This window comes from Pseudomonas sp. MDV22-iso1, from assembly GCF_058145095.1.
Genome location: NZ_JBYVMF010000023.1, coordinates 26,328 through 40,899, shown reverse-complemented (window position 1 = coordinate 40,899; position 14,572 = coordinate 26,328). Strand labels below are relative to the sequence as shown.

15 protein-coding genes are annotated in these 14,572 nt (G+C 59.7%); 10 read left to right on the top strand and 5 right to left on the bottom strand.

The features are described from left to right. Nucleotides 1–160 precede the first annotated feature (160 nt). From AC3ZVB_RS22615 to rhlE1, 5 genes are all read left to right on the top strand, one after another. Nucleotides 161–916 carry a DUF2076 domain-containing protein gene (locus tag AC3ZVB_RS22615; protein WP_490147791.1) on the top strand — a complete coding sequence of 252 codons (756 nt, stop codon included), beginning with the start codon at nt 161–163 and terminating at the stop codon, nt 914–916. Between the two features lie 141 nt (nt 917–1,057). After that, nucleotides 1,058–1,537 carry a LabA-like NYN domain-containing protein gene (locus AC3ZVB_RS22610; RefSeq protein ID WP_054616703.1) on the top strand — a complete coding sequence of 160 codons (480 nt, stop codon included), beginning with the start codon at nt 1,058–1,060 and terminating at the stop codon, nt 1,535–1,537. 22 nt (nt 1,538–1,559) lie between these two features. Next, nucleotides 1,560–2,171, top strand: a complete 612-nt coding sequence (locus tag AC3ZVB_RS22605; protein ID WP_490147790.1) for a 3'-5' exonuclease — start codon at nt 1,560–1,562, stop codon at nt 2,169–2,171. A 311-nt stretch (nt 2,172–2,482) separates the two neighbouring features. Continuing rightward, nucleotides 2,483–3,409 carry a drug/metabolite exporter YedA gene (gene yedA, locus AC3ZVB_RS22600; RefSeq protein WP_162439571.1) on the top strand — a complete coding sequence of 309 codons (927 nt, stop codon included), beginning with the start codon at nt 2,483–2,485 and terminating at the stop codon, nt 3,407–3,409. Nucleotides 3,410–3,461: 52 nt separating this feature from the next. Continuing rightward, on the top strand, nt 3,462–4,796 hold the full coding sequence (gene rhlE1 / locus AC3ZVB_RS22595) for an RNA helicase RhlE1 (protein WP_162439570.1): 1,335 nt from the start codon (nt 3,462–3,464) through the stop codon (nt 4,794–4,796). 43 nt (nt 4,797–4,839) lie between these two features. Here rhlE1 and AC3ZVB_RS22590 read toward each other — a convergent pair whose 3' ends face one another. Both AC3ZVB_RS22590 and AC3ZVB_RS22585 read right to left on the bottom strand, forming a co-directional pair. Beyond that, a complete protein-coding gene (locus tag AC3ZVB_RS22590) occupies nt 4,840–6,096 on the bottom strand; it encodes a TIGR03862 family flavoprotein (protein WP_490147809.1) in 1,257 nt (418 codons plus the stop codon). A gap of 281 nt (nt 6,097–6,377) precedes the next feature. Then, on the bottom strand, nt 6,378–7,298 hold the full coding sequence (locus AC3ZVB_RS22585; protein WP_490147789.1) for a histone deacetylase family protein: 921 nt from the start codon (nt 7,296–7,298) through the stop codon (nt 6,378–6,380). 84 nt (nt 7,299–7,382) lie between these two features. On the opposite strand from AC3ZVB_RS22585, the gene AC3ZVB_RS22580 reads away from it, so the two are divergent. From AC3ZVB_RS22580 to AC3ZVB_RS22570, 3 genes are all read left to right on the top strand, one after another. After that, nucleotides 7,383–7,952 carry a GNAT family N-acetyltransferase gene (locus AC3ZVB_RS22580; RefSeq protein WP_490147788.1) on the top strand — a complete coding sequence of 190 codons (570 nt, stop codon included), beginning with the start codon at nt 7,383–7,385 and terminating at the stop codon, nt 7,950–7,952. Nucleotides 7,953–8,058: 106 nt separating this feature from the next. Further along, nucleotides 8,059–8,928: an acyl-CoA thioesterase II gene (gene tesB, locus AC3ZVB_RS22575; protein ID WP_162439566.1), complete on the top strand. Its 870-nt coding sequence runs from the start codon at nt 8,059–8,061 to the stop codon at nt 8,926–8,928. After that, nucleotides 8,925–9,518, top strand: coding sequence for an HAD family hydrolase (locus AC3ZVB_RS22570; RefSeq protein WP_490147787.1), 594 nt, complete (start codon nt 8,925–8,927; stop codon nt 9,516–9,518). Before tesB ends, AC3ZVB_RS22570 begins: the two co-directional genes overlap by 4 nt. Nucleotides 9,519–9,671: 153 nt before the next feature. Here the strand turns inward: AC3ZVB_RS22570 and AC3ZVB_RS22565 are convergent, their stop codons facing one another. From AC3ZVB_RS22565 to ypfJ (AC3ZVB_RS22555), 3 genes are all read right to left on the bottom strand, one after another. Further along, the gene (locus AC3ZVB_RS22565; protein ID WP_490147786.1) at nt 9,672–10,631 is read right to left on the bottom strand and encodes an alpha/beta hydrolase; all 960 of its coding nucleotides are present in this window, start codon (nt 10,629–10,631) and stop codon (nt 9,672–9,674) included. Next, complete coding sequence (gene ypfJ, locus AC3ZVB_RS22560) at nt 10,632–11,525, bottom strand: KPN_02809 family neutral zinc metallopeptidase (protein WP_490147785.1); 894 nt, start codon at nt 11,523–11,525, stop codon at nt 10,632–10,634. Between the two features lie 150 nt (nt 11,526–11,675). Further along, nucleotides 11,676–12,518 (bottom strand): KPN_02809 family neutral zinc metallopeptidase, encoded by an 843-nt coding sequence (gene ypfJ / locus AC3ZVB_RS22555; RefSeq protein ID WP_490147784.1) that lies wholly within the window; start codon nt 12,516–12,518, stop codon nt 11,676–11,678. A 219-nt stretch (nt 12,519–12,737) separates the two neighbouring features. Between ypfJ (AC3ZVB_RS22555) and AC3ZVB_RS22550 the strand changes: the two genes are divergently transcribed. Both AC3ZVB_RS22550 and AC3ZVB_RS22545 read left to right on the top strand, forming a co-directional pair. Further along, nucleotides 12,738–13,514: an IclR family transcriptional regulator gene (locus AC3ZVB_RS22550; protein ID WP_194692828.1), complete on the top strand. Its 777-nt coding sequence runs from the start codon at nt 12,738–12,740 to the stop codon at nt 13,512–13,514. Between the two features lie 162 nt (nt 13,515–13,676). Further along, nucleotides 13,677–14,555: a DMT family transporter gene (locus AC3ZVB_RS22545; protein WP_162439560.1), complete on the top strand. Its 879-nt coding sequence runs from the start codon at nt 13,677–13,679 to the stop codon at nt 14,553–14,555. Nucleotides 14,556–14,572 lie beyond the last annotated feature (17 nt).

Below are 14,572 nucleotides of genomic sequence, written 5' to 3'. Positions count from 1 at the left end.
TGAAAGCAGTGGCTCACTTTAACCGATGATGCGCTTGGGGGCGCAAACGTAAACGTTCGGTAAAGGTCATTGAAACATCCCGTATCAGCCTCCATTACCAGTGAGCAGCTTATCCACAGCGGATGAGACGACGAAATTCCCGGCAATCTACGAGGTCGCCATGAACAGCGAAGAACAAACCCTGATCGATGGACTGTTTTCCCGGCTGCAGCAGGCCGAAACGGATTCAGCCCCGCGTGACGCTCAGGCCGAGGCGCGGATCAAGGAACACCTGACTCGCCAGCCCGCAGCAGGCTATTTCATGACCCAGGCGATTCTGGTGCAAGAGGCAGCTCTCAAGAGCCTCGACCAGCAGAACAAGCAACTCACCCAGCAAGTCCAGCAATTGCAGGCCGAGCTGCAGCAAGCCAAAGCACAGCCCTCAGCACCGGCGAGTGGTGGCTTCCTGTCGAGCATCTTTGGCGGTGGTTCCCGTGATACGCAGCCCGCGCCCACTCAATCGGCACCGGTTTCGAGTGGTGGAGGCTGGCGTGAGCCGGCGCGTCCTTCGTTCAATTCGCAGCCCGCTCAGCAAAACTTCGGTGCTGCACCCCCTCAGCAGAATTACGCCGCGCAGCAGCCGGCGGGCGGCAGTTTTCTCGGTGGCGCCCTGAAAACGGCAGCCGGCGTGGCGGGTGGCGTGATGCTGGCACAAGGCATCAGCAGCCTGTTCAATCACAATCAGCAGCCCGAAGTGGTTGAAGTGATCAAGGAAGAACCGGCTCAGGTCAACGACCAGAGCGGTGGCGACAATGGTTGGGGCGATGACCAGCGTGTCGCTGACAACAGCGCCAGTGATCAGGGCGGTTATGCCGATGCTGATTACAGTGACGACAGTTCGTCATTCTTTGGCGCAGATGACGACTCCTTCGTCTGATTACGTTGCGGCGAGGGGGCAACCTCCCTCGCCGCATGGCTGATTATTCGCGGAACATTCCTTCGTGCTGGCATACTGGGCTCCCTTTCGGGCCTGGTGCCTGATCCAGCCTGCGCGTCTGCGCGCGAACGAGGATGAACGGTGAAAAAAATCGCAGTGTTCGCCGATGTCCAGAACCTCTATTACACCGTGCGTCAGGCTTATGGTTGCCACTTCAACTACGCCGCGCTGTGGGCTGATATCAGCAAGCAGGGCGAGATTGTCGAGGCCTATGCCTACGCGATCGATCGTGGCGACAGCAAACAGCAGCAGTTCCAGCAGATCCTGCGCAACCTGGGCTTCGTCGTGAAGCTGAAACCCTACATCCAGCGCAGCGACGGCTCGGCCAAGGGTGATTGGGACGTGGGCATCACCCTCGATATCATGGACGCCGCCGATCACGTCGACGAAGTCGTTTTGGCTTCCGGCGACGGTGATTTCGACATGCTGCTCGAGCGCATCATCAGCAAGCATGGCGTGCAAGCCGTGGCTTACGGCGTGCCTGGCCTGACCGCCAACTCGCTGATCCGCGCCGCCAGCCGCTACGTGCCGATCGAAGGCGCGTTGCTGCTCAAGAATTGATTTTTACGGAGTTGAAACAGGTTTGGAACGCATAGCAGTCATCGACTTTGAAACCACCGGGATCTCACCGAGCAGCAGTTGCCGGGCCACGGAAATCGCCGTGGTGATCCTTGAACAGGGGCGCATCGTCGAGCGTTACCAGAGCCTGATGAACGCCGGCGTGCGCGTACCGGGATTCATCGAACAACTCACCGGCATCAGCAACGCCATGTTGCGCACCGCACCCTCGGCCGAGAAAGTGATGAATGAGGTCAACGAGTTCGTTGGCATCACGCCTCTGCTAGCGCACAACGCAGCGTTCGACCAGAAGTTCTGGGACTTCGAGATGGGGCGCATCAAGCGCACCCGCTTGCAGAACTTTGCCTGTTCACTGCTGCTCGCCCGTCGTCTGATGCCCGCGGCGCCGAACCATAAACTCGGCACCCTCACCACCTTCGCGCAACTGCCCCACACGGGCCAGGCTCACCGGGCCATGGCTGATGCCGAAATGGCGGCCAACCTGACGGCGCACCTGGCCCAGGAATTACGGCAGAAGCATGGGCTGCGGGAGTTGTCTCATGATTTGCTGTGCAGTTTGCAGAAAGTGCCGGCGGCGAAGATCAATGAGCATTTGAAGCGGCATCGCGGGTTCTGACGGGAACACCGTAAATATGCTGAACGCTTGATCCCTCGAACTCCCACACCCTGAGCCCTGTAGGAGCTGCCGAGTGAAACGAGGCTGCGATCTTTTGATCTTGATTTTTAAAGGCAAAATCAAAAGATCGCAGCCTCGTTTCACTCGACAGCTCCTACACAGCTCCTACACAGCTCCTACATAGTTTCTGCAGGCCGGACAGAGACCATGTTTTCAAAGTGTACCGGTGCGAAAAACCGGTTTTGTAACTTATTTTTACCCATTCGCCTTTCTAGAATAACCGTTCTTTTGTCTTGCCTTCGAGCTGCCCCATGCCTGGCTTACGTCGCTTCCCCTTACCGTTGATCGCCGCCTTTTTCGCGCTGTACGTGATTTGGGGTTCGACCTACCTGGTGATTCGAATCGGCGTGGAATACTGGCCGCCGCTGCTGCTCGCCGGTATTCGCTTCGTGATTGCGGGCACGCTGATGTACGCGTTCCTGCGCTGGCGCGGGGCACCTGCACCGACGTGGGCGCAGTGGAAAGCGGCGGGCATCATCGGAATATTGCTGCTGAGCTGTGGTAACGGTGCGGTCAGTATTGCCGAACATACAGGCGTTGCTTCGGGTGTTGCCGCGTTGGCAGTGGCGACGGTGCCCTTGTTTACCTTGCTCTGCGGATACTTCTGGGGCGCGCGAAATACCCGTCTCGAATGGGCCGGGATTGTGCTCGGGTTGATCGGCATTGGCATGTTGAACCTCGGCTCCAACCTGCAATCGAGCCCGACGGGCGCAGCGTTGCTGGTCTTCGCCGCAGCGGCCTGGGCTTTTGGGTCGGTCTGGAGCAGACACCTGCCGTTGCCTCAGGGCGCGATGGCCAGCGCGGTGGAAATGCTGGTGGGCGGCGTTGTGTTGTTGATCGGCAGCGCCGTGAGCGGCGAACGCCTGGAAAGCCTGCCACCGGTTGAAGGTTGGGTGGCCCTGGCTTATCTGATCTTCTTCGGCTCGATCATCGCGTTCAACGCGTACATGTACCTGTTGAAAAACGTGCGGCCAGCGGCGGCTACAAGCTATGCCTACGTGAACCCGGCGGTCGCGGTATTGCTCGGGATTGTGTTTGTCGGTGAGACCATCGGAATTGAAGAAGCGTTGGCCATGGCCGTGATCATCAGCGCCGTGGTCCTGATCGGGTTGCCGCAGTGGCGACGGGCTCCGGTCAAACCCGCTGCAGCGGTGCCGACAGAATCCCGCGTGAATTAGGGTAAACTGCGCGGCATTGCACAACCGCGCTGAATTTTCCTACGGTAATCCCATGACTTTCGCCACCCTTGGCCTGATCGAACCCTTGCTGCGCTCTCTTGAGACGCTCGGCTACCAGACCCCGACGCCGGTTCAGGCGCAGGCCATTCCAGCGGTGCTGGCCGGTCGCGACCTGATGGCCGCCGCCCAGACGGGGACAGGCAAGACCGCCGGTTTCGCGCTGCCACTCCTGCAATTGCTGGCCATGGAAGGGCCGAAAGTGGCGTCAAACTCGGTGCGCGCGCTGATCCTGGTGCCGACTCGTGAATTGGCGGAACAGGTTCACGAAGCCGTGCGTCAGTACGCCGAGAATCTGCCGTTGAGCACTTACGCGGTATACGGCGGCGTCAGCATCAACCCGCAGATGATGAAGCTGCGCAAAGGTGTCGACGTGCTGGTGGCGACCCCGGGTCGTTTGCTCGACCTGTATCGCCAGAAGGCCCTCAAGTTCAATCAGCTGCAAACCCTGATTCTTGACGAAGCTGACCGCATGCTCGATCTGGGTTTTTCGGAAGAGCTGGGGAATATTTACCGCGTGCTGCCGAAACAACGTCAGACGCTGTTGTTTTCCGCGACCTTCTCCGACGCCATCCGTTTGTTGGCCGGGCAAATGCTCAACGACCCTCTAACCATCGAGGTCAGCCCGCGCAACGTTGCCGCCAACACGGTCAAGCAGTGGGTGGTGACGGTCGACAAAAAGCGCAAGCCGGAACTGTTCATCCATTTGTTGCGCAAGGGCAAGTGGAAGCAGGTCCTGGTGTTCGCGAAAACCCGTAACGGCGTGGACGCGCTGGTGGAAAAACTCCAGGGCCTGGGCATCAACGCCGACGGCATCCACGGGGATAAACCACAGGCGACGCGCCAGCGCGCACTGGACCGTTTCAAGGCCAGTGAAGTACAGATCCTGGTGGCAACCGACGTGGCGGCCCGCGGTCTGGATATCGAAGATTTGCCGTTGGTGGTCAACTTCGACCTGCCGATCGTGGCGGAAGACTACATTCACCGCATTGGTCGTACCGGTCGTGCGGGTGCAACCGGGCAGGCGATTTCGCTGGTCTGCGCGGATGAAGTGAATCTGCTGTCGGCCATTGAAACGCTGACGCGTCAGACATTGCCTCGGCAGGTGGAGCACGATTTTGAACCTGAACACCGCGTGCCGGACACTGATGCCAGCGGTCAGGTCGTGAAGAAACCGAAAAAGCCGAAGAAGCCAAAAACCTCCGGCGGCGGCAAGCGCAACCTGGGCAAGTGGGTCGAGAGTGGGGATGCTTCGGCGCCGGAACCTTCGATCAAGCCTGTGCGAAAAGTGCCGGTGTTCAATACCGGGCCGCGTAAGAAGAAGCCTTAATTCGCTGTTTGAGTGATCGTTCCCACGCAGAGCGTGGGAACGATCAAAACGCAGCAGGCTTGCCGCTGCCCTTGAGCCAGTCCACCATCCCCAACCCCGCCGCACGCCCACTGGCGAAACACGCCGTCAGCAGATAGCCCCCGGTCGGCGCCTCCCAATCGAGCATTTCCCCCGCGCAAAACACGCCAGGCACTTGCTTGAGCATCAAGCGTTCATCCATCGCTTCGAACAACACACCACCCGCACTGCTGATGGCCTCGTCCAGTGGGCGGGTTTTCACCAGGGTCAGTGGCAGCGCTTTGATCGCTTTGGCCAGCAGTGCCATATCGGCAAACGTCTCAGTCGGTGTGAGTTCTCGCAACAGCGCCGCTTTGACGCCATCAATCCCGAGCTGACTGTGCAGGTGTTTGGACAGGGAGCGTGAACCCCGTGGTTTATCCAGTGCAGCCTGGACTTTATCCACAGGCCGGCCCGGCAACAGGTCCAGGTGAAGGGTCGCTGAGCCGTGCTGATTGATGGCTTCACGGGTCGGAGCCGACAGGGCATAGATCAAGCTGCCTTCAATCCCGGTCGCGGTAATCACGCATTCGCCAAGCCGCGGGACGTCGTCATTGAGGCCGATGGCGATATTTTTCAGCGGCGCGCCAGCGAATTTACTGACCATCAAATCACTCCAGGCCTGCACCTCGAAGCCACAATTACTCGGCTGCAGAGGCGCCAGTCCGACGCCGCGCTGCTCAAGTGGCAGCATCCACGCGCCATCGGAACCCAGGCGCGACCAGCTGCCACCGCCCAGTGCCAGCAAGGTGGCGTCGGGCTTGATCGTTTTTTCGCCTTCGGGGCTGTCAATGCGCAAGCTGCCGCTGTTATCCCAGCCCAGCCAGCGGTGGCGGGTGTGGATAACTACGCCAGCCTCGCGCAAGCGCTTGAGCCAGGCGCGCAGCAGGGGAGCGGCTTTCATGTCGGTGGGAAACACGCGGCCCGAGCTGCCGACAAAGGTTTCGATGCCCAGATCATGAATCCACTGGCACAAGGCATCAGCACCGAATGAGCGCAGCAGTGGGGCGATCTGCGGAGCGCGTTCGGCATAACGGGAGAGAAACGCCGGGTAGGCTTCGGAATGGGTGATGTTCATGCCGCCGACCCCGGCCAACAGGAATTTTCGCCCTACCGAAGGCATGCCGTCGTACAGGTCGACCTTGATCCCGGCCTGGCTCAGTACTTCGGCCGCCATCAGCCCCGCGGGGCCGCCGCCGATGATGGCGACATGAGAGGAAGAGGAGGGCGATGGTTTGGTCATGGCGAGCGCTGCGGTGTGGCGGAATAGGGCGCGCATTCTATCAGCACATATTCCCTGTGGGAGCTGGCTTGCCAGCGATAGCAGTCTGCCGGTTATCGAAGATGCTGGATGTGCAACTTTCATCGCTGGCAAGCCAGCTCCCGCAGGGAGTGGGGATGCTTCGAAAGCTGATCAAAAAACAACCACCACTTTGCAGGCTATACACATCAAGGCCTGCAGTCCCTTTCACTCAGGTTATCCACAGGCAGCTCCACAGGCATTGTGGGTAAAGCATCCACAGCTCAATGACACCCTGATGACAGCCAGACCCGTTGCGCGCTGTGGTGCAGAATCCCGTGTCGACGCACCAGGGCCTTGCGGTCTTTGCTGTAGCCGCCGCCGATTACCCCGACCACCGGAATATCCCTGCCGAGGCAATGCCGCATCACGCTTTCGTCCCGTGCGGCGACGCCTTCGTCTGTCAGCTTCAGGTAGCCGAGCGCGTCATCCTTATGCACATCGACGCCGGCGTCGTACAACACCAGGTCGGGTTGGTACAGCGGCAGTAAATAGTTGAGCGCATCGTCGACGACTTTCAGGTAATCAGCGTCGCCCATGCCCATTGGCAAGGGAATGTCCCAGTCGCTTTCAGCTTTGCGTGCAGGAAAGTTCTTCTCGCAGTGCAGGGAAACGGTGACCGCTTCAGGGGTGTTGTGCAGGATCCGCGCCGTCCCGTCGCCCTGATGCACATCGCAATCGAAGATCAACACCCGGTTCACCCGACCGCTTTGTAGTAGGAAATGGCTGATGACGGCCAGGTCATTGAAGATGCAGAAACCGGCAGGGTGATCGTAATGCGCATGGTGTGTGCCGCCCGCCAGGTGGCAGGCCAATCCGTGTTCCAGCGCCTGCTCGGCCGCCAGCAGTGAACCGCCAACCGCCCGTATCGTCCGTCGGGCCAGGGCTTCGCTCCAGGGCAGGCCGAGACGCCGCTGGTCTTCACGGGACAACTCGCCACTCATATAGCGTTCGATATACGCAGGGTCATGAGCGAGGGCGAGAATCTCTGGCGGGCAGAGTTTCGGACGCAACAGGTCGGCGTCCCGGGTCAACCCGCTGTCTACCAGGTGATCGCGCAGCAGGCGAAATTTGTCCATGGGAAAGCGGTGATCCGCCGGGAACTCGGGACTGTAGTCTTCGTGGTAGATCAACGGCAGGGGCATGGCTGATTTATCTTGGACGCGTGTAGGAATGAATGAAGGATCCTACCAGCGATGTAAACTTGAGGCATGGAAAGGGGGAGCACGATGGAGCCGATACTGGAACTCGAGAGCGCACGTCTGCTGTTGCGACAATGGCGCGATGAGGATTTGCCGGAATTTGCGGCGATGTGCGCCGACCCACAAGTGATGCGTTATTTTCCAGCGCCCTTGAGTCGGCTGGAAAGCGCCTCGTTGATCGGTCGCATTCGTGGACATTTTGCCGAGCATGGTTTCGGCCTCTGGGCGCTGCAGCGCAAGGACACGGGTGCTTTTATCGGTTTTACCGGGCTGGGCGTGGTCGGGTTCGACGCGCCTTTCACGCCAGCTATCGAGATCGGCTGGCGCCTGGCGCGTGAACACTGGGGGCTGGGTTATGCCAGTGAAGCGGCCTGGACCGCTCTGCGCTGCGGGTTTGACCGGTTGGCGCTGAACGAAGTCGTGGCCTTCACGGCGCAATCCAATCTGCCGTCGGAGAAAGTCATGCAGGCCATCGGCATGCACCATGATTCAGCCGATGACTTTGAGCATCCCAAGCTCGCCGTCGGCCATCCGCTGCGTCACCATGTGCTGTACCGCATCACCCGTGAACAATGGCTGCAAACCTTGCATGGCTAAGCCGGCCGGGATGTTTACAATGGCTCCCATGATGGCGCTGGCCAGAAACTGAATCGACCGCCGCAGCCAAGACTGCGCGGCATTGCGTTGTGTTAGGAGAGTCTGAATGAGCCAAGTGTTGGATGATCTGGTCGACCTGCTGACCCTGGAGCCGATCGAGGAAAACCTGTTCCGTGGCCGCAGTCAGGATTTGGGCTTTCGCCAGTTGTTCGGCGGTCAGGTCATCGGTCAGTCGCTGTCGGCGGCCAGTCAGACGGTAGAAGAAGCGCGCCATGTGCATTCGATGCACGGCTATTTTCTGCGTCCGGGCGATTCCGCGCTGCCAGTGGTTTACCAGGTGGACCGGGTGCGTGACGGTGGCAGTTTCAGTACGCGCCGGGTGACGGCGATTCAGAAGGGCAACCCGATCTTCACCTGCAGCGCGTCGTTTCAATATGACGAAGAAGGCTTCCAGCACCAGGCCGAGATGCCGGTCGTGGTCGGCCCGGAAAACTTGCCTTCAGAACTCGAATTGGCCCAGCAGCGTGCGCACCTGATCCCGGAACACATGCGCGAAAAACTGTTGTGCCCCAAGCCCATCGAATTCCGGCCGATTACCGAGAAAGACCCCTACAACCCGACACCGTCGGATCCGATCAAGTACGTCTGGTTTCGCGCCGACGGTGCCTTGGCCGATTCGCCGGCATTGCATAAATACCTGTTGGCCTACGCGTCGGATTTCGGCTTGTTGACCACCTCGATGCAGCCCCATGGCAAATCGGTCTGGCACAAGGACATGCAGGTCGCCAGCCTGGACCACGCGCTGTGGTTCCACGCGGATCTGCGCGCCGATGACTGGTTGCTGTACGCGATGGACAGCCCGTGGGCCGGTAATTCCCGTGGATTTACCCGTGGCAGCGTGTTCAATCGCGCCGGGCAACTGGTGGCGTCGGTCACGCAGGAAGGCCTGATTCGCTACCGCAAGGATTGGGCATGAGTCTGGGCGAGGTGCGGCACTGGGTGTTCGACATGGACGGCACCCTGACCGTGGCCGTGCACGACTTCGCGGCGATTCGTGTGGCGCTGTCGATCCCGGCCGAGGACGACATCCTGACCCACCTCGCCGCGCTGCCGGCTGAGGAAGCGGCCACGAAACATGCGTGGCTGCTGGAGCACGAACGTGATCTGGCGCTAGGTTCAACACCAGCGCCGGGCGCGGTGGAACTGGTGCGTGAACTGGCAGGACGCGGCTACCGTCTGGGTATCCTTACGCGTAACGCGCGGGAACTGGCGCACGTAACGCTGGAGGCCATCGGCCTGGCGGACTGTTTCGCGGTGGAGGATGTGCTGGGGCGCGATGAAGCACCACCGAAACCTCATCCGGGCGGGTTGCTGAAACTGGCTGAAGCCTGGAACGTGCCGGCCAGCGAGATGGTGATGGTGGGCGATTACCGCTTTGATCTGGATTGCGGCCGGGCTGCGGGGGCGCGGACGGTGTTGGTGAACCTGCCGGACAATCCGTGGCCGGAGTTGACGGACTGGCATGCGGCGGATTGTGTTGAACTCAGGCAGATGCTTTCAGTTTAAGTGATGGGTCGTCGCTGCCACCGCTTTCGCGGGCAAGCCCGCTCCCACATTGACTGGGTCAACCTCAGGTCTGTCATTCAACACAGAACCCTGTGGGAGCTACGGTGCGACGATTCGACCTGCTAGCGATGGCGTCAACCTGGGCGCCATTGTTTATTGACCAAACAACACCTTCAGCCCCTCCGGTGACGTAAACATCCCATCCCCATCATGCCCAACCCCGGGCACCTCGATCAGCTGCTGGTTCAGCCCCTCAGGATGCTCGCGCTTCAAGTACTCGAAATAATTGCGCCCGCGCATCAGCCGATTCGGGCCCTGAGCTTTCGCCTCACACCCCTTGTCCAGCGCCGGATGATTCGGATCAGTGTCCTGCTGGCCCAACAGGTAAACGATGTCTCGTTTGGCGTATTGCTGCGCAAGCGCCGCGGGGGTTTGTGCTTGTGCGTAAGCAGGCAAATCCGCGAGCCCATACTTCCAGCGATTGAAACCAGGGCAGCCCGCATGGTTGAACGCCACGGGCCGTCGCTCATCGAAATACGCATAGGAAGAAGGATTGGCGATCACGTAACGCACGTGCACGCCGGCCGCTTCCAGGTCCGGTTGATCGCTGCTCAGCAAGGCATACCGTTGCACCACCTGAGCACCGCCGGAGTGCCCGGCAATAATGATTTCCTTCACGTCTGGGAACTGTCGACGGTCGGCAAACCGGCCGACGATTTGGTCGAGCGCTGCGTAGGAACTGAGAGGAAACGGCGCGGTGGATAAACCGCCCGCCATCCACTCATTGCCCTGCCAACGCAACACGGTGTCGGGCAATGGGTGCAGGGCGAGGTCTGTTTCGTTGAGGAACTGGGGGGCGACCACCAGCGTGGTGGACGTTTGTCCGGCCAGTTCGGCTGCGTGTTCGCCGCTCTGGCGATAGGTTTCAGCATTGCGTAACCGACCATGCAGGATGATCAGTACGCGTTCGATCTTCGCGGGCGCCGGGCCAATGCCGACGGCCATCTCACCCTCTTTCAACAACAACCGCCCGGGGCTGATTTCTTTCACGCCATGCTCGGCGGCCAGGGTACTTGCGCAGGTAAACAACAGCATCAACAGCCAATTTTTCATTTACAGATTTTTCGCCGCAAAGGTATCGCACTGGCCAACCTGGCCTTGTGCAAATCCGGTTTTAAACCAGCGCACCCTTTGCGCTGACGTGCCATGGGTAAACGAGTCTGGCACCACGCGACCCTGGCCTTGCTGTTGCAAGCGGTCGTCGCCGATGGCGTTGGCGGCGTTCAAGGCTTCTTCGATATCACCTGGCTCGAGCCAGTTCAGGCGGTTCTGTGCATTGTTCGCCCAGACACCGGCCAGGCAATCGGCCTGAAGCTCCTGACGGACCAATAAGCCGCCGTCACCTTCCATCTGTCGACCTTGCTGGCGCGCAGCCTGAATTTTCGCCGACACCCCGAGCAACGTCTGAACGTGGTGCCCGACTTCGTGAGCGATCACATAAGCCTGAGCAAAGTCGCCGGCTGCGGAAAAGCGTTGGGACATTTCCTGGAAGAAACTCATGTCCAGGTAAACTTTCTGGTCTGCCGGGCAATAAAACGGGCCGGTCGCCGATGTCGCCAAACCACACGCCGAGTTGACGCGGTTGCTGAACAATACCAACGCCGGGTTTTTATACTGCCGTCCCGCCTGCTGAAAAATCTGGCCCCACGTATCTTCGGTATCACCCAGAATCGAGCGCACGAACTCGGCACTCTCATCATTGGCCGGTGGCGCCTTGCGCGTCTGGGTGGTCGCCGGTGCCGATTGCTCACTCATCTGCCCGGTCAGTTGCCCGAGTATCTGCAAGGGATCCTGTCCCGTAATCCAGCCGATGCCGACAATCAAGATGATTGCCGTCAGGCTCAAACCTTTGCCGCCACCAAAGCGCATCCCACCGCCACCACCGCCGACATTATCTCCACGGGCATCTACCACGTTGTCGCTGCGTCGGCCTTTTTTCCATAGCATGTGGGAACCCTCTTTCCTTGCGTGATGAAGAAGCGTGGTGATGAGTGTTGCTGGTGAGCAGGTGCCGCGCCAGTCCGGTCGTCTGACAGCCTTATGGCGCGGCGGTTCTGTGCCTGGGGTGATATCAGCGATTTGAGCTGACGAAGGGGATTACAGGGTCTCGGCAGTAAAGGTGTCGCAGGCGTCTACGGCACCCACGGTAAAACCTTGGGTGAACCAGTGCTGGCGCTGCTGCGAGGTGCCGTGGCTGAACGTCTCAGGCAACACGTTGCCTTTACTCAGCGCCTGCAGGTAGTCGTCGCCGAAGGTTGACGCGGCGTTCAGCGCGACGTCGATATCCCCCGGTTCCAGCCACTCGTGCCGTTTTTGTGCATGGTGCGCCCAGACTCCTGCCAGGCAGTCGGCTTGCAGTTCGCCGCGAACCTCGAGGCCACCGTCACCTATCACGGGCCGGTCTTCGTTGAGGGCTTTCTCCAAGGGCTCGGACAGGCCCAGCTCAAGCTGCACATGATGACCAACCTCGTGAGCGATGATGTAGGCCTGGGCAAAATCGCCCGCCACCGAATAGCGTTCGGCCATAATTCGGAAAAATTCGAGATCGAGGTAAACCTGTTTGTTTGTGGGGCAATAAAACGGGCCGCCCCCGGAACCGACGTAACCGCATCCCGAATTCACGCCGTTGCCGAACAGGATCAATGTCGGTTCGGGGTAGTGTTTCCCTTTTTGGGCAAAGAGGTCCTTCCAGGTGTCTTCGGTATCGCCCAGCACGGCCTGAACGAACGTCAATTGCGGGTCGACGGCGGGTACGGGGAACCTCGAGGTGTTTTGCTCGGATGGCGTTTCTTGTGTTGGACTCAGCGCCGTGTACACGCCGGCGCCTGTGAGTGCGAACGCCAGTCCTGCGCCGAGTACTAACCCTGTAGGTTTACGGGCATCCTTGCCCTCGCGAGTGTCGTTAACGTTGGTGCTGCGTCTTGCCTTGTTCCATAACATGGTTGTGGTCTCTCATGGATTGATGAAGGCGGGTAATCGCCCTGTCCATGAATAACCGCATCGGCCCGGGCGTGCGGGCTGAATGTGTAAGGGGACGAAACACGCTCTTTGTAGCAGCTGGCGCAGCGGATGTGGGTAGGCTTGACGGGGAGGGTGTTCCAGATTTTGCATAAACATCGTTGTCTTTTAGAATCGATCAAATTTTTGTGGACCCCCCCCATGGCCGGCAGTCAGATCGAACGAGTTTTCAGCGTCCTGGAGAGCCTCACCAGTGACCCCCGCGGCGTACCCCTGCAGCTGCTCGCGGAGCAATTGGACATCCCGAAAAGTGCGACGCACCGCTTGCTCGCCGAACTGATTCGATTGGGTTACGTCCGGCAAAACCCGGAGAACCTGCGCTATCAGCTGTCGACCAAACTGGTGGCGATGGGGTTTCGTTATCTGTCGAGCAGCGGTGCCGATATCGTTCAGCCTGTGCTTGATCGTCTCGCCCAGGAAACCGGTGAACTGGTGCGCCTGGGCGTGATCGAAGGCGAGCGCCAGACCTGGATTGCCAAAGCCCAGGGCGCTCGGTCCGGGCTGCGCTATGACCCCGACATGGGCCGTGATGCGCCGCTGTTTTACACGGCTTCCGGGCATGCGTGGCTGGCGTGCATGAGCGATGCCGAAGCCTTGTCACTGGTCGAGCGTCAAGGCGCGGAACAACCCAAGGATCTCGGTCCGAACGCGCCGCGTTCCAACATTGAACTGCTGGAGCGCTTGCGTCTGGCGCGGGAACAAGGGTATGCGTGGGTCGAGGAAAGCTCGGCCGTGGGCACGTCGGCGATTGCGGCGGTGGTGCGCCATCCCGGTGATGGGCGAGTCATTGGTGTATTGAGCATCGCCGGCCCCAGCGCGCGGATGCCGGGAGCGCGGTTGCATGAATTGGCGCCGGTCTTGCTGAGATTTACAGAGGAGTTGTCGGCGGCGAGTCTGGCCTCCGAGTTGTTTAGCTAGACTGATGCGAGGAAAAAGCTGTGCGTTGTTCGCACAGTTTCGTCGTACGTCCATGAAGGAAAATGGAATCAGGTTCTAAATTGTCGAGATGGATCTATCCTGACGATAATCACGAGAGGACGATACGACGATGTTTTTGATTTCAGGACGTAAGGGATATTCATGACCGTCAGCACACCGCTCTCCGGCGTTAACCATCCCTTGAAAGGGATTTTGCTGATCGTCATCGCCACCTTTCTCTTCTCGAGCCATGACGCCTTGTCGAAGTACCTGTCGGGTTTCTATCCGATCGTCATGGTGGTCTGGGCCCGCTATGTGGTTCATACCTTGCTGATGGCGGGTATTTTCCTGCCGCAATCGGGGTTGCGTGTCCTGCGTACCAAGCGACCGATGCTGCAGCTGGTCAGGGCGTTGTGCCTGCTGGGCACCAGTCTGTTTTTCACCACCGGCTTGCAATACATCCCCTTGGCCGAAGCCACGGCTGTCAACTTTCTCGCCCCGGTGCTGGTGACTGCGCTGTCGGTGCCGTTGTTGAAAGAGCATGTGACCCGTGGCCAATGGATCGCGGTCATCTGCGGGTTCATCGGTGTATTGATCATTGTCCATCCCGGTGGGGAGTTGTTCACGCCGGCGGTGTTGCTGCCTTTGTGTTCGGCGCTGTTCTTCTGCTTCTATCAGTTGCTCACGCGCAAGCTCAGTGAAATCGACAGCCCGACGACCAGTAACTTTTTCGCCGGTCTGTGCAACACCTTGGTGATGAGCGCGCTGGTACCGTTTTTCTGGCAGGTGCCCACGTTGTTTCATGGGTGTTTGATGGTGGCGCTCGGGGCCTGCGGGATGACGGCTCACCTGTTGCTGACCCAGGCATTCCGATACGCCGCACCGGCCTTGTTGGCACCTTTCGGCTATTGCCAGATCGTCTTTGCAGGCTTGTTGGGATGGCTGCTGTTTTCTCACACGCCGACCCTGACCACGGTGGTCGGGATCGCGGTGATCTGCTGCAGCGGGTTGGCCGCGGTGTGGCAGCAGCGCAAGCGGTGACGTAGAAAAGCGAGCCT